This is a genomic window from Ruegeria sp. G7 (genome assembly GCF_056535465.1).
Window position 1 is genome coordinate 2980695 of the sequence record NZ_JBQFIL010000001.1, and the last position, 25426, is coordinate 3006120.

The window sequence follows — 25426 nt, forward strand, 5'->3', positions numbered from 1 at the left end:
GGTTCAGCGCCCGTACACCCGGGCGCTGATCTCTTTCGTTAGCGATTGCGGAACAACCCGCCCAGAATACCGCGTACGATACGGCGGCCGGTTGTTCCCTTCAGCTCTTTGATCACCGCCTCGCTCATCGCCGTTGCAAAGGTGTCTTTCTGGCGCGACATCCGGGCGGATGACCGACCGACGCGACTGCCGGAATAGCGACGCGCCGAGGCATATTCCCGTTCCATCGGGCTTTGCTGTTCCAGAGCATCATCTGTTTCGGCCGCTGCCGCAGCCTGTGCAGCCGCATCAGCGCGCGCCTGCAAAATCTCGAAGGCCGATTTACGATCCACCGGCGTCCCGTATTTCGCCTGCATCGGCGATGCATCGACAACCGATTGGCGCTGCGCTTTGGTAATCGGCCCAAGCTGCGACCCCGGTGGCCGGATCAGTGTCCGCTCGACCATGCCGGGAACGCCCTTCTTCTGCAGCATCGAGGTCACCGCTTCGCCAACGCCCACTTCGCGGATCGCGGCTTCGGTATCGAAGGCAGGATTCTCACGATAGGTTTCAGCAGCCAGACGCAGGTTCTTGCGATCACGCGCGGTGAAGGCCCGCAAGGCGTGCTGAACCCGATTGCCAAGCTGGCCAAGGATATCTTCGGGGATATCCGCCGGGTTTTGCGTGATGAAATAGACGCCAACACCTTTCGAACGGATCAATCGAGCGACCTGTTCCACCTTGTCGACCAGCACTTTGGGGGCGTCCTCGAACAACAAATGTGCTTCATCGAAAAAGAAGACCAATCTTGGTTTCTCGGGGTCCCCAACCTCGGGCAACTCCTCAAACAGCTCGCTTAGCAGCCATAGCAGGAAGGTCGCATAAAGACGCGGCGCACCCATCAGTTTGTCCGAAGCGAGGATATTCACCATGCCGCGCCCTGCCTCATCGGTGCGCATCAGGTCCGACAGTTCCAGCGCCGGTTCACCAAACAAATTTGTCCCGCCCTGATTCTCGATCACCAGCAGCCGTCGTTGAATGGCTCCGATCGAAGCTGTCGAGACATTACCATAGCGCAGCGACAACTGCGCCCGGTGCTCGCCGATCCAGACCAACAAAGCCTGCAGGTCCTTCAGGTCCAGTAGCGGCATCCCTTCTTCATCCGCGACGCGGAAGGCGATGTTCAGAATCCCTTCTTGCGCCTCGCTCAGCTCCAGCAGCCGCGACAGCAGCAGCGGCCCCATCTCGGTCACGGTGGTGCGTACGGGGTGGCCCTGTTCGCCGAAGAGGTCCCAGAACGTCACCGGGCATGCCGCGTAGGAAAACGTGTCAAACCCGATCCGGGTCGCGCGATCCTGAAAGGCCTGGTGCAGCTTGTGCTCCTCACTGCCCGGCAGCGCCAGGCCGGACAGATCGCCTTTGACATCGGCAAGAAAAACCGGAACACCTGCCTGCGAAAAGCCCTCGGCCAGAATTTGCAAAGTCACAGTTTTGCCGGTCCCGGTTGCCCCCGCGATCAAACCGTGGCGATTGGCATACTTCAACGCAAGCCCCTGCGGGTGCGTGTAACCTTCGCCCGCACCGCCAATAAATATCTCGTTTTCCATTCAATACCTGTTCCGAAGTCTACGATCCGCCCCAAGCATACAAAGTTAACCTTTGGCTGCGAGGGTAAATCTGGTCTCGTTTCGGCTTGCGCTGTGACGGGGCCATTTCCTCCCTGTCGACTGGCCGTGCCTTAGGGCACGGCTTTTTTCCGAAATATGACAAATTTCGGGCCTGTTGGTTCAATTTCTTCGGGATAGCAGTTGACCACCGGTGTCCCCTTTCGTAACGTCCGTGCATAAATAAGTCGGCCAGTCCGACGGGGAGAAAATTTTCATGAAGGGGGCCGCTCCACCGGCTCCCTTCTTCTTTGTGCCAATACTGTTTCGGCTTGCTTTCGGCAAAAAAGCGTCCATTTCCACTTTGGCCCTGCGGTTTGACACTGACACCAAAGACGCGTGGTGATAGACCGGGCAAAAAGCTGGATCAGCAAGATGAGGCATTCATGATCAGGAAACTTCTTCCCCTTACTTTGGTGGCTGCAGGATTGGTATCCGGCGCAGCCTTCGCGCAGGAAACCACGGACGCCCCCGAAAGCGGGGCTGAGGTTGGCAGCGGACTGGATCTGGGTCAGGCCGGTCCCCGGATTGGTGAGCAATATGTGCGCGAACAGACCGGTGACTGGAATGTCTCGTGCATCAAGACAGAAGGTGATGAGGATCCCTGTGCCCTTGTGCAGGTTCTGAACAACCAGCAGGGCGATCCGATTGCCGAAGTCTCGATTGGCAAGCTTCCCGCAGGTGGCGCCGCAGTGGCATGGGCCAACGTGGTCGTGCCACTTGAAACGTTGCTGCAGGCGCAACTGGCGCTTTCGATCGATGGCGCACCGCGCAAACTGTACAACTATCACCACTGCGTCCCGGTTGGCTGCGTGGCTCAGCTTGGTCTGACCCAAGGCGACATCGATGCGATGAAAGCGGGTTCCAAGGCGGTTCTGTCACTGGTTCCGGCGCGTTTCCCGGATCAGATTCTGAACATGGATATGTCGCTCAGCGGGTTCACCGCAGGCTTTGACGGCGTAAATGTGTCCGTCCAATAAGCGTCCAACAGTCTAGCGAGAAGCCGCCGTTCCGACACGGCGGCTTTTTTATACCCGCTTCAACGCCAAGACAGCGTTCAGGCCCCCAAACGCAAATGCGTTGCTCAGCGCGACATCCACCTTGGCCTCGCGCGCCTCATTAGGAACCACATCCAGCGCGCATTCCGGGTCGGGCTCTTCATAGCCGATGGTGGGCGCAATCACCCCATCCCGCAGCGCCATAATACAGGCCAGCAACTCGACCGCGCCGGTCCCTCCGATCAAATGGCCGTGCATTGATTTCGTGGATGAGATCATCAGGTCATCGGCATGGGGGCCGAACACGTCAGCAACCGCCGCGCATTCCGTCTTGTCGTTTGCCGCTGTTCCGGTGCCATGCGCATTGATGTAACACACATCACTGGCATTCAGCCGCGCATCCTGCAGCGCCCCGGCCATTGCGCGTGACGCCCCTTGTTTACTGGGCATCACGATATCAGCCGCATCCGAGGACATTGCAAAACCCACGACCTCGCACAGAATATCTGCGCCGCGCGCGGGCATGCTCGTATTCCTCGAACACAAAAATACCGGCACCTTCGCCTTGTACCATTCCGTTGCGGTTGGCGCTGAAAGGCCGGCAAGCGTCTTTCGACATGACCCGCAACCCCTCCCACGCCTTGACCCCGCCAAAGCACAACATTGATTCCGAACCGCCCGTGATCATCGCAGGCGCAGCCCCACTGCGGACCAGTTGAAAGGCCTGTGCCATCGCGTGGTTCGAAGAGGCGCACGCGGTCGAGACCGTGAAGCTGGGGCCTTTGAGGTTATGTTCCATCGAAACATGGCTCGCGGCGGCATTGTTCATCAGCTTCGGAACAACAAAAGGGTGAACCCTGTTTTTGCCATCCTCGTAGACCGAGCGGTAATTGTCGTCCCAGGTCGACACGCCTCCGCCAGCGGTGCCCAGAACCACGCCAGACCGTGCGGCTGTCTCGCCGGAAAACACGATGCCCGATTGTTCAATCGCTTCTTTGGCTGCGGTCAGGGTGAACTGGGTGAACCGGTCGTACAGTGTCATCTGTTGACGGTTGAACCGCCCCTCGGCCTCGAAACCGCGGACCTGGCCGCCAATCTTGATCGACAGACGGTCCACATCCCGGAACTCAAGCTCGGAGATGCCACAACGGCCCTCGCGCATCGCCTCCAGAGTATCTGGCACGGAATGGCCCAACGAATTGATGGTGCCCGCACCGGTAATGACAACGCGTTTCATGGCCCGGCGTCAGACCTTTTCCGCCACAAGCTTTTCGATACCCGCAATGATTGCGGCGACATTTGTGATATCGAAATCGCTGGCCGTCGGTTCATTGGCATTGAAGGGTACCGAGATGTCGAACTCTTCTTCGATGGCAAAGATGCTCTCGACCAGACCCAGGCTATCAATGCCCAGATCTTCGAGCGTGCTTTCGGGCGTCACATCCGAAGGCTCCAGCACAGCCTGTTCGGCAATGATTGCAATGACGCGGTCGCTGATGCTCATGTCGATCCCCTGATTTTCGCGTTGGGGATGATTTAATCACTCGGCGGCTGTTTGAAAACAGCCTTTTTCAACGCCTCGACGTCACGGGCCATACGCGGCAGACGGCGTTGCGACTTGTATATTTCAGTATGGCTTTCCATCTTGATACCGGGATAGCCCATGATCACACGGCCGGCGGGCACATTTGACAGAATTTTCGTGCCACCACCGGAAATAACCCCGTCACCGATGAAAATGTTGTCGACCACCCCAGTCTGGCCGCCCAGCACGACGTTATTGCCAATCTCAACCGACCCGGACACACCGGTCTGCCCACACAGCAGGCAATCGCGCCCCACGCGGGTGTTGTGGCCCACATGCACAAGGTTATCCAGCTTGGATCCGCTGCCGATCACCGTATTGCGAATGGTGCCATTGTCGACGGTGCAGTTCGATCCAACCTCGACGTCGTCACCGATCTCAACCGCGCCCAGCGAGTGGATACGCAGCCAGCTTTGCGCCTTGGCGTCGCCCTGATCCCCCAGCGTTTTGCGGGCATTTTCCGCGCCCGAAACCTCTGGTGTCACATAGCTGAATCCATCGCCACCGATACGAGCACCCGGCTGCGCGGTAAAACGATCTCCGATCTGGGCGCGTGCGCCGATGCTGACCATTTCGCGCAGCAAGGCGTTTTCGCCCAGCACCACGTCCATGCCCACCACGCAATGCGCACCAATCAGCGAACGCGCCCCGATCCGGGCCCGGGCGCCAATGACTGCCAGCGGGCCGATGGAAACGTCCGCACCGATCTCGGCGGTCGGGTCAATGACAGCCGAGGGGTGAATACCCGGCTCAATCCCCTGCCCCCGGTCCAGCATCGCGGTGATCCCGGCCATCGCCATCCGCGGGCGTTTCACGAAGATCGCGGCTTCAAGCCCCAGCGACTGCCAATCGGCCCCGTCCCACAAAACTGCAGCACGCGCAGCCCCGTTTTCCAGCGTTTCCGCGTATTTCGGCGACATCGCCATCGCCAGATCGGTCGGCCCAGCATCGCCCGGCTCGGCGGCGCGCAGGATGGTCAGGCCGGTCTGACCGGCGGCCTCGGCCCCAATGGCTTCGGCGATTTGCTCAACGGTGAACTGCATGTTCGGGCTTCCTTGGTGGCAGGACGTGCCCCCGTGATTACCCCTGAACGTCCGGCAGGACCACCCCTGCCTTTTGTAGCGCATCCCAAATCTTGGCGTCGCGGTCATAAACGTCGCGGCGATACTGCACCTCGCCCTTCGGGCCGACATAGGCGGTGCGATAGATCAGATGCACCGGCACATGTTTGTCCAGTTTCACAGTCGTCTCCTTGCCCGTATTCAGGACACGGTGGAAAAACGCTTTGGGGTCTTCTTCTTGTTCGGCCAGCAGCGCATAGGCAAATTCGAACGGCTGTGCCAGACGGATACAGCCATGCGAGAACGCCCGAACCTCGCGTGAGAACAGAGATTTCTTAGGCGTATCATGCAGATAGATGTTGTACTTGTTGGGGAACATGAACTTCACCAACCCCAGAGCGTTGCTCTGACTCGGTGGCTGGCGCATCGCAAAAGGGAAGTTCCGTGCGGTAAACTGGGTGAAATCCACAGCACCGCGATTAACCTGCCGCCCGCTGCGGTCGGTGATCTGAATATGGCCAACAGCGTTCGGGTTCGACTGCAGCTTGGGCAGATATTCCTTGGTGATGATCGAGCGCGGGACATACCAGCTTGGGTTGATCACCATATGCTCCATCACGTCCGAGAACTCAGGACTGCGGCGGTCATGGGTGTTCTTACCGATCACAGCGCGCGTCTCGAAGGTGACCTGGCCATCATCAACGATCTTGGCCGAGAAATCCGCCTGATTCACCAGGATGTGGCGCTCGCCGCGGTTTTCGGGCAACCAGCGCTCCCGCTCGAGGGCGACAAGGACCGCTTTCAGGCGATGGGATGCTGGCCGGTTGACCTCGGCAATGGTGCCTTTCCCGGCTACGCCATCCGGCTCCAGCCCATGGGCGGATTGAAAGGCCTGCACGGCGGCGATCAGGGCATCGTCATAGACCGGACTTGCGGTGGGCTTCAGATACCCCATGGCAACCAGCCGATTGCGCAGCTTGATCACGCTGGGCCCTGAGTCGCCGCGCTCCAACTTGGCGGCGGGAACGGTTTCCCCCCAGCCCCCCTGCGCGATCAGGTCTTCCAGCTCACGCTTGTGCTTCATCAGCGCCCGGTACTGCGGCGTCTGCGGCATAAGTGTCTGGATATAGTTCGTGCTTCCTGCAGCCGTAAGACGATTGAGATGCTCTTCAGCCGAGCGCCTCTCGACCTTGCGCACCAGCCCGGCGTCAACCTTCGAAGGGGTGACCGTGCCAGATTGCAGATCGCTGGCATACCGCAGGAAAACGCGCGTCATCTCTGCCTCAACCAGCCCAAGATCACGCGTTGTCCGCGCCTGCTGCATCTGCTGCAACAGAGACTGTACATCATACCGGGCCGCGGGAAGGCCATGCATATCGGTTGTCGATAGCGCTTTGATCAGCGCGGCGCGTCGCTGCTGATGTTCAGGTGTCTCGCCGACCCAAATCGGGTCAAAGCCGTTGCTGCGATAGAACTCGGCCACACCCGGCGCCGAGGTCGTATGTTCAGCAACGGCCATCTGAAAGGCCGTACTTTCGACACCAGCCTGCGCTGCGGGCGCTGTCGATGCGAGCAGAGCAACCAGTAATACACGGGTACGAGATACAAGTGACATAAGATGGCCTTGGTTATTCAATGACTTGGCGCGCATAACTCGGACGCGTCCAAAGATAATGTTAAGCGGTGGGCCGCTTGTCTATTCACAAATGCATCACCGAGGGGCATCTTTTCCGCCGTGGTGCGCGTTTGCATCGGGCCGGGGCTAAATGCGTCAAATCCAAGCATACTTGCATCAGTTGCGCAAAAAACTGCCGAAAATTCCCCCTTGATTTACCTGCGACCAAAGAATTCTTGGCTGTTGAATCCGACTGTGCCATAAAACCCGCATCTGGGATGGGAAAAAATTAAGATCGCGCGCGTAACATCGTGCGCAGGCAGGAACAGTACGGGACGAAACAGAAAATGACCAAGAGCAGTGCATCGGGCGTGACCCGGCGTGCCCTATTGGGCGCATTCGCAGCAACGGCAGTCGTCGCAGCTCCGACCTATTCCAAAGCAGCGGGATTCCTTCGTGGCGGCGGTGATATTCGCCGCATTCGCATGTATTCGGGTCGCACTGGCGAACGTATCGATATGATATATTGGGTTGACGGCAAGTACATCAAGGACGCTGTCAAAGAAGTGAACCACTTCATGCGCGACTGGCGAAATGACAAAGTCAAATCCATGGATCTGCGCACCATCGACATTATGGCTGCCGCGCACAACATGCTGGACGTCAGTGAGCCTTACATGCTGCTCTCAGGCTATCGGTCGCCACAGACCAACGCGATGTTGCGCTCAAGATCACGCGGCGTTGCCAAAAACTCACTCCACATGAAGGGTCAGGCCGCAGACCTACGCCTGTCATCCCGCTCGGTCTCTCAGATGGCCAAGGCCGCTATGTCGTGCCGCGCTGGGGGCGTTGGACAGTACTATCGCTCGAACTTTGTCCATATGGATTGCGGCGATATCCGCACATGGCGCGGCTAACCAACGCGTTCTTGCTGTTAATGAATGTTGCCCCCGCAGATTATTCTGACGGGGGTTTTGTTTTGCCTGTTCGTATGATCAGTCAGAAGGGGTAAATGGCGCACCTGAGAGGATTCGAACCTCTGGCCTCTGCCTTCGGAGGGCAGCGCTCTATCCAGCTGAGCTACAGGTGCGTTGGCTGTTAGCTACCCTCGTTCAAGGCCGGGTGCAACTGCAAATACGACCCGATCAGGCAAACAGATCATGCGCCAGTTCAAGCGCGTCAATCAGCGTGTCGACTTCATCGGTGGTATTATAAAGGCCAAAGCTTGCGCGGCACGTTGCCGTGACACCCAGGTGATCCATCAGCGGCCCCGCACAATGGTGACCCGCCCGCACGGCAACGCCTTTTTTGTCCAAGATCGTCGAGACGTCATGCGCGTGCCCCGCCCCATCCAGCGTAAAGCTGAAAATCGCGGCCTTGTCGGCGGTCGTGCCCTGCACCTGCAGCCAGTTCAAACCGGTCAAACGTTGCATCGCATAATCCCGCAGGCCCGCTTCGTGGGCCGCAATGCTGTCCATTCCAAGGCCCATCATGTAGTCCAGCGCCACGCCCAAACCAATGGTCTGCACGATCCCGGGTGTGCCCGCTTCGAATTTCATGGGTGGGTCATTATAGATGACCTGATCTTTTGAAACCTCTTTGATCATGTCGCCACCACCAATGAACGGGCGCATCTCGGCCATGCGCTCGGACTTGATATAGATCGCACCCGAACCAGAGGGGCCATATAGTTTGTGCCCGGTGATCGCATAGAAGTCACAGCCGATATCTTCGACATTGACCGGCATATGCACGGCACCTTGACTGCCATCGACCAGCACCGGAACGCCTTTGGCATGCGCAGCTTGGGTGATCGATTTCACATCGACCACAGTGCCCAGCACGTTCGAGCAATGCGTGACCGCGACCAGTTTGGTTCTGGGACCTATCGCATCAATCACCGCCTGCGGATCCAGATGACCCGCCGCATCAACATCGACCCATTTCAGGACCACTCCCTGACGTTCACGCAGGAAATGCCAGGGCACGATGTTGGCGTGATGCTCCATCACGCTCAGAACGATTTCGTCCCCGGCTTCAAGTCGCGGCATGGCCCAGCCATAAGCCACCAGATTGATACCCTCGGTCGTGCCCGAGTTCAGAACGATCTCATCCTCGTCCGTGACCCCCAGAAATCGGGCCACAGTACCCCGGACGGATTCGTATTTCTCGGTCGCGAAGTTCGACAGGTAGTGCAGGCCGCGGTGGACGTTCGAATATTCGTGCGCATAGGCCTGCGTGACCGCATCAATCACGACCTGAGGTTTTTGCGCAGACGCGCCGTTGTCCAGATAGGTCAATGGCTTGCCGTTCACTTCGCGGGACAGGATCGGAAAGTCAGCGCGGATTTTCTGCACATCATACATGGATGGGAATTCCCTATACAGGCCCGCCGGGGGACAACCAAAGAACAAACGGGATGGCCAGAACACCCGAAATCAGCATCACCAGAAAAGCCTTGCCCAACGAGTCGAAACGGTGCGCCTGGTTCAGGAAATGCAGTGTGATGTAAAGGCTAAGGCCCAGCACCACCAGACTGGCTGGTAGAAACAGGAAAGGTGCAATGGTTGCCGCAACCAGCACAACCACCTGCCCCGCAATCTGCAGCACCTGCAGCCAGATCACCAACGTCGCGACCTCAAACAGCGATCCTGTGCCGCCCATCATCCTGCCAACGATCTGAAAACCCACGACGCTGATCAGGATCGCTCCGGCAGAGACAAATAGGGTCTGCGATACGGGCACGGTCAGTTGCGGAACATCCGGCCTGACCATCGGCAGAACGATACCCGACGCGGACTGGACCAGAGCATTCAGGATGACTGCCAGAAAAAACGCCAGCCACAAGACATCTCCGCCAAGCCGCATCGCGATCATGCGGCGCGCGGCTTCGGCGGGGTTTGACAGGGTCAGAACAACCAGATTCATCAGTGCGACAGAGCTCATTCAGGCGCCTTTTGCGTTTGTCTCAATCCCGAGAACCAGAACCAGAGGAAAATCGCAACCCATAACAGCCCGATCAGCGACTGAGCAGGACCCGGCCCGATGAAACCAGCGACCAGACCATTCAGCAAAACCAAAGGGGCCGAGGCTAAAAGAGCCCAGAACAATGCGAGGCGCGCGCCATAGCTGCTTCCTTTGCCACCAAAGGCGCGCGCTGCAAGATACGAGAGCCACGCAAGCCCATAGAAGATCAAAGGCAGCATGAACACCGAGCCCAACAAGGCGCCGCCCATCAGCATGTTCAGTTCCGACCCTTCCAGATGCGCTTTGCGCGCAAGGCTGGGAAGTTGCGCGATAAAACCGATCACGCAAAAAGCCATCACAAATGCCAGGGCCCGGTCTTCCCGTGGCCCCATATCCAACAGACGGCGCACAACGCGCCCCGGTCCGCGATACGTGGCTACGATATCGGTTGTCACCGGCATCAACTGCGGCGTGCCAGCCAGCTTTCGAGACGAGAAACGATCACATTGGCCAGCGCTTCGTCGTCGATCTCTTCCACCGCTTCAGCAAGGAAGGCCAGCGTCAGCATGTCGGTCGCATCTTTAACCGGGACGCCCCGGGACCGCAGATAGAACAGCGCCGTCTCATCAATCGCGCCCGAGGTCGACCCGTGCGAACAGGCCACATCATCGGCATAGATCTCAAGCTCGGGCTTGGCCAGAAACTGGCTGTCATCGTCCAGAAGCAAGGATTGGCTGATCTGGTACCCATCCGTTTTCTGAGCACCCTCCTTGACCAGGATCTTGCCCTGAAACACCCCGGTCGCCCCGTTGCGCAGCACCTTTTTGAACACCTGACGGCTTTCGCAATTCACCGCGTCATGGGTGATGAAAACAGTATCGTCATGGTGAAAATCGCCATCACCAACGCAGGCACCAGCAACATGCGCGACCGCATCGTCGCCGGTCAGTTCGACAACCTGCTCGTTGCGGGTCAAGACACCATTCACAGTCAGGGTGAACGATTTGTAAACCGACTCGCGCCCCATTCGGGTAAACATGTGGGTCGCGGCCCGGCGCTGATGGTCCCGCCCCTGCGCACGCACGTGGTGCAGCGTTCCGCCATCGGCGATATCGATCTCCATACACTTGTTGAAGCGCGACGCCGCCGGGCCGTTCTCGAGGATAGTCACCTCGGCATCGCTCTCGACCCGTACGATGTGGTGCAGGATCGCGTCCGATGTTTCAGAGGCGTGGCGATAAATCAGGCTGATCGGTTTTGAGGGCTTTCCCGTGACATGGATCGCCACACCATCCGACGCAAACGCAGTGTTCAAGGCCGCAAGCGGACGTTGAACCGGATGCTGGCCCTTTGCTTCAAGAACGCCGTATAACATCTTGGCCCAATGTATATCTTTGCAACAGATATCCTCGAGTCGATCAATCGAAACACCTTCGAGTGTCAGGTCATCGGACTCTTCCGGACTAAAGACGCCATCCACAAAAACGATCTTGAGACGATCGAACTCATGAAACACCATGGGTTCATCGGTATGGAACAACGCCGCCGGAACCGCCTCGGCCGAGGTCAGCGTATCCGGGCGCGTGTATTTCCAGTACTCGTCGCGGCGACCCGGCAAGCCCATTTCGCGCACACGCGCCAGTGCGGCCTCGCGCGCATCACGGGTGCAGCCCGCATCCGGCATGGTCAACGCGGCCAGTCGCTCTTCGGTGGCTGTTTGTTTTGCTTGGGGTAAGGCCATCAGTTCACCTCGGCCAGAATATCGGCATAGCCGTTGTTTTCGACTTCCAGCGCCAGTTCGGGGCCACCGGATTTCACGATGCGGCCATCTGCCATGATATGCACCACGTCAGGCTTGATGTGGTCCAAAAGGCGTTGATAGTGGGTAATCACCAGAAACCCGCGGCCTTCGTCGCGCAGCGCGTTCACGCCTTCCGAAACCAGCTTCATCGCGTCGACATCCAAACCTGAATCCGTCTCGTCCAGGATACACATCTTGGGTTCCAGCATTGCCATCTGCAGGATTTCGTTGCGCTTTTTCTCGCCGCCCGAGAACCCTACATTGACCGGACGCTTCAGCATATCTGCATCGATCTTCAGAGCTTTCGCTTTGGCGCGCACCTCTTTCAGGAAATCAGTGGCCGACAACTCTTCCTGACCGCGTGCCTTGCGCTGCGCGTTCACCGCGGTGCGCAGGAAGGTCATGTTGCCTACACCGGGAATTTCCACCGGATACTGGAAAGCCAGGAAGACGCCCGCCGCGGCTCGTTCTTCAGGCTCCATCTCAAGCAGGTCTTCGCCATCGAGCGTGGCGGCCCCCTCGGTCACCTCATACCCATCGCGCCCTGAAAGCACATAGCTGAGCGTCGACTTGCCCGAGCCATTCGGCCCCATGATCGCATGCACTTTGCCCGCCTCGACCGTCAGATCGACACCTTTGAGGATCGTCTTGTCCTCTTCTTCAAGTTTCACGTGCAGGTTCTTGATTTCCAGCATTTCTTTGTCCTTTTGCGTATCGCAAAGAGCCCGCGGGCCCAGATAACCTTTATCCCAACGCCTTGCGGATCACGCGTGCTGCAATCCAACCAAGGATTGCCCCACCACCTATCGCCCAGACCGGGTTGATGAATTCGAAATAGTTGATGTTGACGTAAGCCACGCCCAGAAAACCACCCAGAACCGGCAGGGCATAGCCAAGCCAGATCAGCACATCATCCTTTTGGATGCGGGTGCGGGGCGTGCGCGCCATCAACCAACCGAGCCTTCCAACGAGATTGCCACAAGCTGCTGCGCTTCCATGGCGAACTCCATGGGCAGCGCCTGCAACACATCCTTGCAGAACCCGTTGACCACCAGCGCCACGGCCTCTTCCTCGTCCATGCCGCGCTGGCGGCAATAGAACAGCTGATCGTCGTCGACCTTGGAAGTTGTCGCCTCGTGCTCCACACGTGACGAGTTGTTCTTGACCTCGATATACGGAACAGTATGCGCCCCGCATTTGTCGCCGATCAGCAGGCTGTCGCACTGGGTATAGTTGCGGCTGTCCTTCGCCTTGGGATGCATCGAAACAAGCCCGCGATAGGTGTTCTGCGCCTTGCCCGCGCTAATCCCTTTCGACACGATCCGCGACTTGGTGTTCTTGCCCAGATGCACCATCTTCGTGCCGGTGTCGGCCTGCTGATAGTTGTTGGCAATCGCGATCGAGTAGAACTCGCCCTGACTGTCATCCCCACGCAGGATGCAGGAGGGGTACTTCCATGTCACGGCCGAGCCCGTTTCGACCTGCGTCCACATTACTTTGGACCGATCGCCCCGACAATCGGCGCGCTTGGTCACGAAGTTATAGATCCCACCCTTGCCGTTCTCATCACCGGGGAACCAGTTCTGAACGGTCGAGTATTTCACCTCGGCGTCTTCCTCGATGATGATCTCGACCACCGCCGCGTGCAGCTGCGCTGTATCGCGTTGCGGCGCGGTACAACCCTCTAGGTACGAGACGTAGGAACCCTTGTCGGCGATGATCAGGGTGCGTTCAAATTGCCCCGTGTTTTCGGCGTTGATGCGGAAATAGGTGCTCAGCTCCATCGGGCAGCGCACACCCGGCGGCACATATACGAACGAGCCATCCGAGAATACCGCAGAGTTCAGAGTCGCATAAAAGTTGTCCGACGGCGGTACAACCGTGCCCAGATACTTCTTGACCAGTTCAGGGTGTTCCTTGATCGCCTCAGAGATCGAGCAGAAGATCACGCCGGCCTTCTTCAACTCGTCCTGAAATGTCGTCCCGACCGAAACCGAGTCGAACACCGCGTCCACCGCAACCTTGCGTCCTTCGGCCGGGGCATCTTCGGCCCCTTCGACGCCTGCCAGAATCATCTGTTCTTTCAGAGGGATACCCAGCTTTTCGTATGTTGCCAGAAGCTTGGGATCGACCTCATCCAGCGACTTTGGCTTTTCCTCCATCGATTTCGGACGCGCGTAGTAATACTGATCCTGAAAATCGATCTCGGGGTAGCTGACCATCGCCCATTTGGGCTCTTCCATCTGGGTCCATCGTTCAAACGCGGCCAGACGCCATTCGGTCATCCACTCCGGCTCTTCATTCTTGTCCGAGATCAGACGAACGATATCCGGGTTCACGCCTTTGGGCGCATACTCCATCTCGATATCGGTTTCCCAGCCGTATTTGTAGGTGCTGACCTCGCGAACCGCGTCCACGGTTTCCTGATCAACACCTTCTTTTACCTGGGTCTGGTCCAAAGCGGCCATATGACACCCTCCGTCTGATCACGCAGCGCGCGCGCGATGCTTTTTCTCTTTATCCAGCCACGTCTCGGCGAAACGCAGCACGTCTTCTTCGGTCGTCTCAGGCCCCAGCGATACGCGGATCGCACTGGCAGCCGTCTGTCCGTCAAACCCCATCGCAGTCAGCACGGCGCTTGCCCGTACCTTGCCGCTGGAACAGGCCGAGCCCGCGCTGATCGCAAAGCCTGCCAAATCCATCTGCATCACCTGCGTTTCACCCTTCCAACCCGGGGTCGCGAAACACGTGGTGTTCGGGAGTCGCTCCTGACCTTTCCCGACAAAAATAGTAGCTTTCGTTCCAGCCTCAAGAGCGTTTTCTAGAATATTTCTAAATTCAGCGGTCTGCGCCCAAACACCGTTCGCAAGATCCTGCGCCGCTGCTTCAGCTGCGGCACCGAAGCCCGCGATTCCAATGACATTTTCTGTTCCGGACCGACGGCCCATCTCTTGCCCGCCGCCCTTGATCTGCGCCGCGATATCCGTGCCGCGCTTCATGACCAAGGCTCCGATTCCCTTGGGGCCGCCCAGCTTATGCGCCGAAATCAACGCCATCTGCGCACCCATCCAATTGAACGCAACAGGCACCTTGCCGAAAGCCTGCGTCGCATCTGTCACAGCCAGACCTTGAGGCAGCTTCTGAACAATACCTGTTTCCGAATTCGCCAGCTGAAGAACCGATCCAGCAGGGTCTGTCACGACCACCTGGCCCGTTTTCGAAACCGGTAAAGATTCGTCTATCCAGGCTCTTACAGCATCATGTTCAATCGCCGCGCCCTGAAGGTCCCGCGCGGCTATCGCCAAAGCTGCCGCCTCGGTCGCGCCCGAGGTGAAAACGATCTCCGCACCATCCGCGCCGAACGCGCTGGCGATCTGCGACCGGGCCTTTTCGATCACCGCCTTGGCCGCGCGCCCCTCGGCATGCACAGATGAGGGGTTCCCCGCCGCATCCATCGCCGCGACCATCGCCGCGCGCGCCTCGGGGCGCAGGGGTGTTGTTGCATTGTGATCCAGATAAACGCGTTTCATGGATACATCTTTTCTGGTGTCAGGCGTAGAAGCGCGCGCACAGGTCCCATCAAATCAATCGTCCACGACTGCAAACAGGTTCGGCACCGCCGGACATGGGGCCAGATCGTTCATGATGACGTCTGACAGACGAGTCTGATGCAAGAACACATAGACATTCGCGCTAAGGCTTTCCCACAACCGGTTGGTCAGCGACTGCGCACGGCTGCCGGACGAGCCCCCCGACGCCCCCGCACCTTTGTGCATCGCATCGACGGTTTCATCCACTGCCGCCAAAACCTCAACCACGCGTATGTCGGAAGCGGGGCGCGCCAAACGGTAGCCACCGCCGGGTCCACGCACCGACGCCACCAGCTCGGCCCGGCGCAGCTTGACGAACAACTGTTCGAGATACGGCAACGAGATATCCTGACGCTCGGAAATCTCACCCAGCGTCACCAGCTTGTCAGACGGCTGTAGCGCAATATCAGCCAGCGCCACCATCGCATAGCGACCCTTTGTCGACAGCTTCATTTCATTCCCTCTCGGCAAGAACCGCGCGAAAACATTGACGCCGTCGCGACCAGTGCGTATCTCCCACTGACAGCGTATTTGCGCGACACAGATGCAATTAGAACCGTTCTAAAGTACCCGACGATTACCGTCAAGATAATCCCGGGACCAACACGGTAAAAAACAGGACGAAAGCACACATGCCCGAGGTGATTTTTCCCGGACCCGAAGGCCGCCTGGAAGGCCGCTACCACCCGCAAAAGGAAAAAGACGCACCGATCGCCATCGTCCTGCACCCGCATCCTCAATTTGGCGGGACCATGAACAACAAGGTGGTCTACAACCTGCACTACGCCTTTTACAACATGGGCTTTACGGTGCTGCGCTTTAACTTCCGCGGTGTTGGCCGCAGCCAGGGCGAATACGATCAGGGCGTGGGAGAGCTGAGCGATGCCGCCTCTGCGCTGGATTACCTGCAGTCGATGAACAACAACTCGAAACACTGCTGGGTCGCCGGATTCTCGTTCGGCGCATGGATCGGGATGCAACTGCTGATGCGCCGCCCCGAGATCACCGGATTCATCAGTGTCTCGCCGCCCGCGAACATGTATGACTTCTCGTTCCTCGCGCCCTGCCCGTCTTCGGGCCTGATCATCAACGGCTCGGCCGACCGGGTGGCTCCGCCTGCCGACACCGCGTCGCTGGTTGGCAAACTGCACGAGCAAAAGGGCATCACCATCACTCATAACGAGGTCGAGGGTGCGGATCACTTTTTCCAGGAACGTCACATGGATACGCTGATGACCGATGTGACGGATTACGTGAAACGCCGCTTGACCGAGAACACACGCTGATGTCCGACACCATCAACACCCTTGCCGCCAAGTTGGCCGAGGACACGATGAAAGTCATGGATGAAACGGGCGAAGAGCGCTTTTTCGTCGAGGTTGGAGATGTGCTGGGTGCTGCCTCGCAATCCCTGGAGGAAGCGTTCCTGACCGAAATCCGCGTTCGCCTGGCCGAACGCAAAGCGCGCCAGTTCGTCATTCAGAAACTGACCGAGCATAGATCGAAACTGAAAGCGATCGAAAAGCAGTAGGAAAAGAAAAAAGGAGCCCTGAGAGCTCCTTTTTTAATCGCTCGGCGGGCGCTTAAACCAAAACCCCGATATACCGATCAACAAATTGGGCTGCATCAATGTCGACGGACCCCCCGTCTGCAAGCCACCCGAGCGCCACAATCAGAACCGAAACGATTATGACGGATTTTGCAAAAGTCGTCATCAACTCAAACTCGTTAAAAAAACACTAAAAACAATACAGTGGATAGCACGCATTTCGGTGGCGCGAATAGTAAGGTTTACCTGACCTTTGGTCATTTGCGGATCCAGAAGGTCTCGCATGGCGAACTGACAGCATCTGGCGCGAACGTTGCATTTGCGTCTCGATAGCTTGCGCCGCGCACTTCGGGCCTTTGATGATCTGGCTCGTTTGCCGATCACCGGTCTGTTTCAGGGCGCGGCAGCCTGCTGGCTGCCGGTTAGGGCTGGTATATTTCGCCGCGCCGCGCTATGCGCGCGTCAACTTCCCGTTCAAAGGCTGACCTCTCATGGACCTGCGCAATATCGCAATCATCGCTCACGTGGACCACGGCAAGACGACCCTGGTGGATGAGCTGCTCAAACAATCCGGAGCGTTCCGGGAAAATCAGGCCGTGGCGGAACGCGCCATGGACAGCAACGATCTGGAGCGCGAGCGTGGCATTACCATTCTCGCCAAAGCGACCAGCGTCGAGTGGAAAGACACGCGCATCAACATCGTCGACACCCCGGGCCACGCCGATTTCGGTGGTGAGGTTGAGCGGATTCTCAGCATGGTTGACGGCGTGGTCCTGCTGGTTGACGCCGCCGAAGGTCCAATGCCGCAGACCAAGTTTGTCACCTCCAAGGCGCTGGCACTGGGGCTGCGCCCGATCGTGGTGCTGAATAAGGTCGACAAACCCGATGCCGAGCCCGACCGCGCGCTGGATGAGTGCTTTGACCTTTTCGCCAACCTCGGCGCAGACGACGACCAGTTGGATTTCCCCGCCATGTATGCCTCGGGGCGCTCGGGCTGGGCCGATATGGAGCTGGATGGCCCGCGCAAGGACCTGACCGCCCTGTTCGACCTGATCGTCGATCACGTTCCCGCCCCCAAACAGATCGAAAAAAAGAACGAGCCGTTCCGCATGCTCGCCACGACGCTGGGCAGCGACCCGTTCATCGGTCGCATCCTGACCGGTCGTGTGGAAAGCGGCACGCTTAAAGCGGGCGACACCCTCAAGGCGCTCAGCCGGGACGGTTCGCTGATCGAGAACTTCCGCGCGTCGAAAATTCTGGCCTTCCGTGGTCTGGCGCAGCAACCCATCGACGTGGCCGAAGCGGGTGACATCGTGACCATCGCAGGCATGAGCAAAGCCACTGTAGCGGATTCGTTGGTCGCCCCGCAGGTCGACGAGGCCCTGCCCGCCCAGCCCATCGATCCGCCGACCATCACCGTCACCTTCGGCATCAACGACTCGCCCTTGGCCGGTCGGGACGGCAAAAAGGTTCAGTCCCGCGTGATCCGCGACCGGCTGATGAAAGAGGCCGAATCGAATGTCGCGATCCGCATCACCGACACCCCCGGTGGCGAAGCGTTCGAGGTCGCGGGGCGTGGCGAATTGCAGATGGGTGTCCTGATCGAGAATATGCGCCGGGAAGGCTTCGAACTGAGCATCTCGCGCCCGCAGGTTCTGTTCCGCGAAGAAGACGGCCAGCGCCTTGAGCCCATCGAAGAAGTCACCATCGACGTAGATGACGAGTATTCCGGCTCGGTGATCGAAAAGATAACCGGCGCCCGCAAAGGTGAACTGGCCGAGATGCGCCCCGCAGGCGCAGGCAAGACCCGCATTATTGCGCACGTGCCCTCGCGCGGCTTGATCGGCTATCACGGCGAATTCCTGACCGACACGCGCGGGACCGGTGTTCTAAACCGCGTGTTCCACGGATGGGCAGCGCACAAAGGCCCGATCCCTGGTCGTCGCGCCGGCGTTCTGATCTCGATGGAAAACGGTCAGGCCGTGGCCTACGCCCTATGGAACCTTGAAGAGCGCGGCCGCATGTTCGTGGGCCCGCAGGCCGATGTCTATCAGGGCATGGTGATCGGCGAGCACTCGCGCGACAACGACCTTGAGGTGAACCCACTGAAAGGCAAAAAGCTGACCAACGTGCGCGCCAGCGGTTCGGACGATGCGGTACGCCTGACGCCGCATATCCAGTTCTCACTGGAAGAAGCCATCGCCTATATCGACGATGACGAGCTGGTCGAGGTCACGCCAAACGCTATCCGCCTGCGCAAACGCTACCTCGATCCGCATGAACGCAAAAGGATGTCTAAATCCGCTTAGAAGGCGCAGTAATCTGGTTCACAGATTGGAAACAATGACCCAATCGTGGCAATTTTGCGTCATTTCTCGCATCCAAGAAATCCGGAAAGCTCAGCCGCAGGCTGGGCTTTCTTTTTGTTTTTTATTGCTTTTTCTGCAAGCAGTCGCATTTTCCGGATTTGAGCCACTTCCCCGCCCAGCAAAAAACGCGCAGAAAGATGCCCAATTTATGTTCAAACTGTGACGGCGGGGCGATATACGCAACGCAGTTAATGAGTACCAAGGAGAGGCGCCATGCGCATCAAGTCCACCCTGTTATCTTTTGTTTTTGTTTCTGCGACATTCCCCTTTCTCTCAACCGGCACCGCGCAAGCTTCGGAAATGTGCACCGTGAAAACGGCGCGGCAGTCAGTCTCTTCAACCACGCTGTGCGCTTGCGACATCGTGAGCTCGCAAATGTTGAGGTACATCCAGCGCCGCGCTGATTTTGAATCAATCCTGGAACAGACCTTTCTTGACTGCCCAGCTTTCGCTGCGCTGCTGACCGACCTTCCCACAGCCTCCGTTGGCGTTGCCCAGCAACGCTCTGGCGATGGTCCGGCAGATGAAAATCGTGGTAGCCCGAGCTCTAACGGCCCAAGTGGCAATGGTAGCCCTGGTGGCGGCAGTCCATCGGGTAGTGGTCCTGAAAAAGAATCTGAAAAGCAGACTGATACAAAGTCTGAAACGCAGACCGATACAAAGCCTGAAACAAACACTGAGACAAAGACCGAGACAAAGACCGAGACAAAGACTGAAACAAAGACCATCGGTCTAGTTCAGAAGTAGCCTTGCGATTTCGCGATCCCGAGTGCAATGATCACGCCCACAAAACAAAGAGAATGAGGGAAGTGCAAAGCGACTCTCATTCAATTGGTTGATTATCTAGGCGTCTGATACCAAGCAGTGCTTAGCTGCGACCGTATACACCAACCCACTTGCGCGGCTGATTTGGGTTCTGCATACGCAAAAAGAGATAACGGGTCTCTGACCAAGGTTTGATGCGGTTCGTCAAGTTGTCGAGAACCAAATCGCCCTGCTCAGAGCGATACACCAAGACCGCATGGGGGTTCCTACGTGAGTCCAAAACCGTTGCGATCAAAAGGCGACGCGGGTCGATTCCCGCATTCACAAGATCTCGTTTCTTAAGCAACGCAAAATCTTCACAATCTCCGCCACGCGAGGTGGGAAGCGCCCAGTGCTCTCGCATTCTGTATTGAGACTGGTCTGTCACCTCGCGCGTCGAGGCATTGACGCGTCGGTTGATCTGCTTGACCAGTTTCATCTCTTGAGCACCGGACATGGAAGCCACTGCTTTGTGCGCGCAAGCCCATGCGTATTGCCGGCACAACTGAACCGCACCAGATGGTGGGGGCGACGCAGCAACAACCGGAATGAATGCGCCATCGCGTGCTTCTGCGCTTGTAGCGAAGAACGCAGACCCACATAGCAGCAGAGACATCGCGCACGCACCGCCAAATCGAACGGCGCTGTTACCTGCGACCCTTAGCTTCGTGCTAATCCAATCCATCCCAGTCCCTCGAGCTCTGTTCAATCAAACCGATCAGCGTGGCTCAGAACCCTATCTGCTCACTGGAAAATATCCGTGAACAGCGGGTCGCACGCAATCTCATGTTGAAGCTGAGGGGGAAAAGCGGCGGAAATTCGTCATTTTTTGTGACGATTTCCGCGCAGGATCATGGCGCGGGCGTCACATTTGGCCCGATCTCCACTTTAAAATCGTGACGTAAGACTTTGTAATAATTTGACTTTGTGAGGCATAAAAGCCGGCCATACAGTCTAAGCGATAACACACATTCTCGTGATCGGTTTCAACGAGCTCGCGGAGATCCAGGTCCAAAGGTGATTCTCAATCAGTGATTTCAACGACGACCAGTTCTCGCTCGCTGGCCCCGCGTGCGTGATCCAGCGCCTTCTGATATTCGGCCGAGTGATAACACTCCACCGCCGCTTCCACCGATGGGAAACGCGCGACCACATTTCTTGGCCGCTCTTTGCCTTCCAGCTGGACATAGCGCGCGGCACGGGCGATGAACTCTCCGCCATGGGCCGCGATAGCAGGGCCCGCCAGCTCAGCATATTTTCCGTAGGCGTCCGCATCAGTTACCGTGACATGCGCGATCCAGAGTGCTGGCATCTTATCCTCCCAATACCTGCTCGGCAGCCTTGATGGCCGCATCTGCGTTCGAAGCATCCTTGCCACCACCCTGCGCCATGTCCGGTCGGCCGCCACCGCCCTTACCGCCGAGTTCCGCGACCGCCGCCTTGACCAGATCAACCGCGGACAGCTTTTCGATCAAATCCTGCGTCACACCAGCGGCCACTGCCGCCTTGCCGCCCGTGTCCGCGATCAGCAATACAGCCCCTGATCCCAGGCGGGTTTTGTGCTCGTCAATCAGCGCAGGTAAGTCTTTTCCGGATACACCGGTCAGAGATTGCGCGAAGAATGCAACACCGTTGACCTCGCGCGCATCGGCACCGCCGCCCGGTCCGGCACCCCCGGCCATGGCCAGATCGCGGCGCAGCTGGGCCACTTCGTTCTGCAGTGCCTTGCGTTCGTCCAGCAACGATTTCACACGCGCCACCACATCATCTGGCTGCGCTCTCAGCTCAAGCGCGATCGCACCCAAACGGTGATCCTGTGCAGACAGGTATTTGAACGCCTCATCCCCGGTCAGAGCTTCAATCCGCCGCACACCCGCACTGCTGGCGCTGTCGCCCAGCACGACAAACGTACCGATATCGCCGGTCTGACGCACATGCGTCCCGCCGCAAAGCTCGATCGACCACGTCTCGCCATCCTGCCCTTTGCCGGTCGGCGCCTTGCCCATAGAAACAACGCGCACCTCGTCACCGTATTTTTCGCCAAACAACGCCTGCGCCCCCAGTGCACGCGCGTCGTCCGGGGTCATGATGCGGGTTTCAACGGTTGAATTCTGGCGGATGAAATCGTTCACCTCCCGCTCAACCTTTTGGATTTCGCCCAAGGTCAGCGCCTTGGCGTGGCTGAAATCGAACCGCAGACGCTCGGCGGCATTGAGCGACCCACGCTGCGCCACATGGTCGCCAAGCGTTTCACGAAGCGCCTCATGCAGAAGGTGCGTGGCCGAGTGGTTTGCGCGGATCGCGGTACGACGGGTGTGATCAACAGCAAGCTCGACAGCATCGCCTTTGGACAGCATGCCCTGATCCACCACAATCTTATGCGCATAGACCTTCCCATCGGCGAATTTCTTGGTGTCTTCAACGCGTGAGACATGCGCGCGTTCGTCCAGACGGCGAATTTCGCCCGTGTCGCCAACCTGACCGCCGGCCTCGCCATAGAACGGCGTCTGGTTGACAACAGCCCACCCCGTGCCGCCCGTTTCGATCTTGTCCACCAGCGCACCGTCAACGACCAGCGCCGCAATCTGTCCCTCGGCCTGCTCTGTATCGTAGCCCAGAAAGTCAGTGGCCCCGGCGGTATCAAGCACATCGAACCAAACAGCCTGGTCAGCGGATTCGCCAGACCCCGCCCATGCGGCACGGGCCTTGGCCTTTTGCTCGGCCATCGCAGCATCGAATCCATCGGTGTCGACGGTCAGCCCCTTCTCTCGCAGGGCATCTTGCGTCAGGTCCAACGGGAAACCATAGGTGTCATACAGCTTGAACGCCGCATCGCCGGGCAATGCCGCGCCTTTTGGCAGTCCAGCCACCTCATCGTCGAGCAGTTTGAGTCCACGGTCGAGCGTTTGCTTGAACCGCGTCTCTTCCAACAGCAATGTCTCTTCGATCAGCGGTTGGGCCTGCCCCAGTTCCGAGTACTGAGCCCCCATCAATCGCACCAGCGTCGGCACCAGCTGGTGCATCACCGGGTCCTTCGCGCCCAGCAGATGCGCATGGCGCATCGCGCGTCGCATGATCCGGCGCAGAACATATCCACGCCCATCATTGCTGGGCATGACACCATCCGCGATCAGGAAGGATGTCGAGCGCAAGTGATCCGCGATCACGCGATGATGCACGTTCTGATCGCCGTAAGGATCGACGCCTGTCGCCTCAGCCGATGCCTCGATCAGTGTTTTGAACAGATCGGTATCGTAATTGTCATGGCTGCCCTGCAGCAGCGCGCCGATCCGCTCCAGCCCCATGCCGGTATCGATCGACTGCATGTCGAGTTCCACCATCGAGCCGTCCTCGAACTGCTCGTTCTGCATGAAAACGATGTTCCAGATTTCGATGAACCGGTCGCCATCTTCCTCGGCTGAACCCGGAGGGCCGCCCCAGATATGATCGCCGTGATCGTAGAAAATCTCGGTACAGGGACCGCAAGGACCGGTCGGGCCCATCTGCCAGAAGTTGTCATTGGTGGCGATGCGGATGATCCTGTCTTCGGGAACGCCGACCTTTTTCCAGATCTCGAACGCCTCATCATCCGTATGGTAAACGGTGGTCAACAGGCGGTTCTTGTCGATCCCGAATTCCTTGGTGATCAACTCCCAGGCGAACGGGATGGCATCATGCTTGAAATAGTCCCCGAACGAGAAATTTCCCAGCATTTCAAAGAATGTATGATGGCGTGCGGTGTAGCCCACATTGTCCAGATCGTTGTGCTTGCCCCCTGCCCGCACGCATTTTTGCGCAGTTGTGGCGCGGCTGTAGTCGCGCGTTTCAACGCCGGTGAACAGGTTCTTGAACTGCACCATGCCCGAGTTCACGAACATCAGCGTCGGGTCATTACGCGGCACCAGCGGGCTGGACGCGACCACCTCGTGCCCCTGCTTGGCGAAATAGTTCAGAAAGGTTGATCGAATATCGTTCAGCGTGGGCATTGGGGCTCTCTCGGCGCGCAATCATCTTGTTCGCTCATGGGTTTATCCCTGTCCCAAAGGATAGTCCACAGGATAGAGGGGCCGCCCTTGGGATAAGCAACTATCTCACGGCATCGTAGGTGCCTGAAACGAAACAAGGCGGCCCTGATGGACCGCCCTGTTCCAGATATTCTCAGCACCATCGGGGTGCCGGGGGATTTCTGCTGTTCCCGTCAGCGACTGTCTCAAGCCTCGAGGATATCATCCTCTTCCGCTTGTGGTGGCATGTCGAAATCCAAGCCATGCGCAGCGCGAATCTTATCTTCGATCTCGAACGCGACGCGACCATTGTCACGCAGGTATTGCTTTGCGTTCTCGCGTCCCTGCCCGATCCGTTCATCACCATAGCTGAACCACGAACCCGACTTCTCGACCACACCGGCCTTTACGCCCAGATCCAGCAGTTCACCCATCTTGCTGATGCCTTCGCCATACATGATGTCGAATTCCACCTGCTTGAACGGCGGTGCCACCTTGTTCTTGACGACCTTCACACGGGTCTGGTTGCCAACCACTTCATCCCGATCCTTGATCGCCCCGATACGACGGATATCCAGCCGGACCGAGCTGTAGAATTTCAGCGCGTTACCGCCTGTTGTGGTCTCGGGGCTGCCAAACATCACGCCGATCTTCATCCTGATCTGGTTGATGAAGATCACCATACAGTTCGAGCGGCTGATCGAACCCGTCAGCTTGCGCATCGCCTGGCTCATAAGACGCGCCTGAACGCCGACATTGCTGTCGCCCATGTCGCCCTCAAGCTCGGATTTCGGCGTTAGTGCTGCCACCGAGTCGACCACGACCATGTTCACCGCGCCCGAGCGCACCAGAGTATCAGTAATCTCCAACGCCTGTTCACCGGTATCGGGCTGTGAGATCAGCAACTCGTCCAGATCAACGCCCAGCTTGCGCGCATATTGCGGGTCCAGCGCATGTTCCGCGTCAACGAACGCGCAAACACCACCGCGTTTCTGCTGTTCCGCAATACAATGCAGCGTCAGCGTGGTTTTACCCGAGCTTTCAGGCCCGTAAATCTCAACAATCCGCCCCATTGGCAGACCGCCGATTCCCAGCGCGATGTCCAGCCCGAGCGATCCGGTCGAGCTAGCCTCGATATCCTGCTTGGAATCCTCGCCCAGCTTCATGATCGAGCCTTTGCCGAACTGTCGTTCGATCTGGGCCAAAGCGCTGTCGAGCGCCTTTTGCTTGTCTGCGTTTTTCTTGTCGCTCATTGTCAGAAGATCCGCCATTGTCCTGTCACTATCCCTTTTGTCACACCCTTTGACGGGCGGCAATCGCTGCTTTGTTCGCCTCTTGTTCCTTATGGGACCAAAAAGAGAACATTTCAACTAAAACTTACGAAACCCACTGTTGAGCAATTGTGTTAAAGAGTCGTTTACGACAATCTGCGACACGAAA

General features: G+C 58.1%; 23 protein-coding genes, 1 tRNA gene and 1 pseudogene. 6 read left to right on the forward strand and 19 right to left on the reverse strand.

Going from position 1 to position 25426, the window contains the following annotated elements; translation table 11 throughout:
- Positions 1 to 38: 38 nt before the first annotated feature.
- Positions 39 to 1586 (reverse strand): helicase HerA-like domain-containing protein, encoded by a 1548-nt coding sequence (locus ACR3EN_RS15010; protein WP_480822311.1) that lies wholly within the window; start codon positions 1584 to 1586, stop codon positions 39 to 41.
- Between the two features lie 443 nt (positions 1587 to 2029).
- Here ACR3EN_RS15010 and ACR3EN_RS15015 point away from each other — a divergent pair, with 443 nt between their 5' ends.
- Positions 2030 to 2623 (forward strand): invasion associated locus B family protein, encoded by a 594-nt coding sequence (locus ACR3EN_RS15015; RefSeq protein ID WP_480822313.1) that lies wholly within the window; start codon positions 2030 to 2032, stop codon positions 2621 to 2623.
- Between the two features lie 48 nt (positions 2624 to 2671).
- Here ACR3EN_RS15015 and ACR3EN_RS15020 read toward each other — a convergent pair.
- The 4 genes and pseudogenes from ACR3EN_RS15020 to ACR3EN_RS15035 form a co-directional block, all read right to left on the reverse strand.
- Positions 2672 to 3878 (reverse strand): annotated as a pseudogene (locus ACR3EN_RS15020) (beta-ketoacyl-[acyl-carrier-protein] synthase family protein).
- Between the two features lie 9 nt (positions 3879 to 3887).
- On the reverse strand, positions 3888 to 4145 hold the full coding sequence (locus tag ACR3EN_RS15025; protein WP_480822317.1) for an acyl carrier protein: 258 nt from the start codon (positions 4143 to 4145) through the stop codon (positions 3888 to 3890).
- Between the two features lie 32 nt (positions 4146 to 4177).
- The gene (gene lpxD / locus ACR3EN_RS15030; protein WP_480859294.1) at positions 4178 to 5269 is read right to left on the reverse strand and encodes a UDP-3-O-(3-hydroxymyristoyl)glucosamine N-acyltransferase; all 1092 of its coding nucleotides are present in this window, start codon (positions 5267 to 5269) and stop codon (positions 4178 to 4180) included.
- Positions 5270 to 5306: 37 nt separating this feature from the next.
- Positions 5307 to 6902: a L,D-transpeptidase family protein gene (locus tag ACR3EN_RS15035; RefSeq protein ID WP_480822321.1), complete on the reverse strand. Its 1596-nt coding sequence runs from the start codon at positions 6900 to 6902 to the stop codon at positions 5307 to 5309.
- Positions 6903 to 7249: 347 nt separating this feature from the next.
- Between ACR3EN_RS15035 and mepK the strand changes: the two genes are divergently transcribed.
- Positions 7250 to 7819 carry a peptidoglycan L,D-endopeptidase MepK gene (gene mepK, locus ACR3EN_RS15040; protein ID WP_480822323.1) on the forward strand — a complete coding sequence of 190 codons (570 nt, stop codon included), beginning with the start codon at positions 7250 to 7252 and terminating at the stop codon, positions 7817 to 7819.
- Between the two features lie 96 nt (positions 7820 to 7915).
- Here the strand turns inward: mepK and ACR3EN_RS15045 are convergent.
- The 10 genes from ACR3EN_RS15045 to iscR all read right to left on the reverse strand — a co-directional run bounded on the left by ACR3EN_RS15045 (position 7916) and on the right by iscR (position 15713).
- A tRNA-Arg gene (locus ACR3EN_RS15045) sits at positions 7916 to 7992 on the reverse strand.
- A 55-nt stretch (positions 7993 to 8047) separates the two neighbouring features.
- Entirely contained in the window at positions 8048 to 9268 is a 1221-nt protein-coding gene (locus ACR3EN_RS15050) for a cysteine desulfurase (protein ID WP_480870773.1), read from the reverse strand.
- Between the two features lie 13 nt (positions 9269 to 9281).
- Positions 9282 to 9848: a Yip1 family protein gene (locus ACR3EN_RS15055; RefSeq protein WP_480822327.1), complete on the reverse strand. Its 567-nt coding sequence runs from the start codon at positions 9846 to 9848 to the stop codon at positions 9282 to 9284.
- Complete coding sequence (locus tag ACR3EN_RS15060) at positions 9845 to 10330, reverse strand: YIP1 family protein (protein WP_480822329.1); 486 nt, start codon at positions 10328 to 10330, stop codon at positions 9845 to 9847. Before ACR3EN_RS15060 ends, ACR3EN_RS15055 begins: the two co-directional genes overlap by 4 nt.
- Entirely contained in the window at positions 10330 to 11610 is a 1281-nt protein-coding gene (gene sufD, locus ACR3EN_RS15065; RefSeq protein ID WP_480822331.1) for a Fe-S cluster assembly protein SufD, read from the reverse strand. The genes ACR3EN_RS15060 and sufD overlap by 1 nt, the downstream gene beginning before the upstream one ends.
- Entirely contained in the window at positions 11610 to 12365 is a 756-nt protein-coding gene (gene sufC / locus ACR3EN_RS15070) for a Fe-S cluster assembly ATPase SufC (protein ID WP_480822333.1), read from the reverse strand. Before sufC ends, sufD begins: the two co-directional genes overlap by 1 nt.
- Positions 12366 to 12414: 49 nt before the next feature.
- Positions 12415 to 12618: a hypothetical protein gene (locus ACR3EN_RS15075; protein WP_480822335.1), complete on the reverse strand. Its 204-nt coding sequence runs from the start codon at positions 12616 to 12618 to the stop codon at positions 12415 to 12417.
- Positions 12618 to 14138, reverse strand: coding sequence for a Fe-S cluster assembly protein SufB (sufB, locus tag ACR3EN_RS15080; protein ID WP_480822337.1), 1521 nt, complete (start codon positions 14136 to 14138; stop codon positions 12618 to 12620). Before sufB ends, ACR3EN_RS15075 begins: the two co-directional genes overlap by 1 nt.
- An 18-nt stretch (positions 14139 to 14156) precedes the next feature.
- Positions 14157 to 15200 (reverse strand): cysteine desulfurase family protein, encoded by a 1044-nt coding sequence (locus ACR3EN_RS15085; protein WP_480822339.1) that lies wholly within the window; start codon positions 15198 to 15200, stop codon positions 14157 to 14159.
- Between the two features lie 54 nt (positions 15201 to 15254).
- Entirely contained in the window at positions 15255 to 15713 is a 459-nt protein-coding gene (gene iscR, locus ACR3EN_RS15090; protein ID WP_480822341.1) for a Fe-S cluster assembly transcriptional regulator IscR, read from the reverse strand.
- Positions 15714 to 15892: 179 nt separating this feature from the next.
- On the opposite strand from iscR, the gene ACR3EN_RS15095 reads away from it, so the two are divergent.
- The 4 genes from ACR3EN_RS15095 to ACR3EN_RS15110 all read left to right on the forward strand — a co-directional run bounded on the left by ACR3EN_RS15095 (position 15893) and on the right by ACR3EN_RS15110 (position 19925).
- Positions 15893 to 16546, forward strand: coding sequence for an alpha/beta hydrolase (locus tag ACR3EN_RS15095; RefSeq protein WP_480822343.1), 654 nt, complete (start codon positions 15893 to 15895; stop codon positions 16544 to 16546).
- Positions 16546 to 16791 carry a hypothetical protein gene (locus tag ACR3EN_RS15100; RefSeq protein WP_480822345.1) on the forward strand — a complete coding sequence of 82 codons (246 nt, stop codon included), beginning with the start codon at positions 16546 to 16548 and terminating at the stop codon, positions 16789 to 16791. The genes ACR3EN_RS15095 and ACR3EN_RS15100 overlap by 1 nt, the downstream gene beginning before the upstream one ends.
- Positions 16792 to 17300: 509 nt before the next feature.
- Positions 17301 to 19118 (forward strand): translational GTPase TypA, encoded by a 1818-nt coding sequence (gene typA / locus ACR3EN_RS15105; RefSeq protein WP_480822347.1) that lies wholly within the window; start codon positions 17301 to 17303, stop codon positions 19116 to 19118.
- A gap of 273 nt (positions 19119 to 19391) precedes the next feature.
- Complete coding sequence (locus tag ACR3EN_RS15110; protein ID WP_480822349.1) at positions 19392 to 19925, forward strand: hypothetical protein; 534 nt, start codon at positions 19392 to 19394, stop codon at positions 19923 to 19925.
- A gap of 121 nt (positions 19926 to 20046) precedes the next feature.
- On the opposite strand, the gene ACR3EN_RS15115 is transcribed toward ACR3EN_RS15110, so the two are convergent.
- The 4 genes from ACR3EN_RS15115 to recA all read right to left on the reverse strand — a co-directional run bounded on the left by ACR3EN_RS15115 (position 20047) and on the right by recA (position 25257).
- On the reverse strand, positions 20047 to 20667 hold the full coding sequence (locus ACR3EN_RS15115; protein WP_480870776.1) for a transglutaminase-like cysteine peptidase: 621 nt from the start codon (positions 20665 to 20667) through the stop codon (positions 20047 to 20049).
- 339 nt (positions 20668 to 21006) lie between these two features.
- Positions 21007 to 21294 carry a DUF1330 domain-containing protein gene (locus ACR3EN_RS15120; RefSeq protein ID WP_480822353.1) on the reverse strand — a complete coding sequence of 96 codons (288 nt, stop codon included), beginning with the start codon at positions 21292 to 21294 and terminating at the stop codon, positions 21007 to 21009.
- 1 nt (position 21295) lies between these two features.
- The gene (gene alaS, locus ACR3EN_RS15125) at positions 21296 to 23968 is read right to left on the reverse strand and encodes an alanine--tRNA ligase (protein WP_480822355.1); all 2673 of its coding nucleotides are present in this window, start codon (positions 23966 to 23968) and stop codon (positions 21296 to 21298) included.
- 224 nt (positions 23969 to 24192) lie between these two features.
- On the reverse strand, positions 24193 to 25257 hold the full coding sequence (gene recA / locus ACR3EN_RS15130) for a recombinase RecA (protein WP_480822357.1): 1065 nt from the start codon (positions 25255 to 25257) through the stop codon (positions 24193 to 24195).
- Positions 25258 to 25426 lie beyond the last annotated feature (169 nt).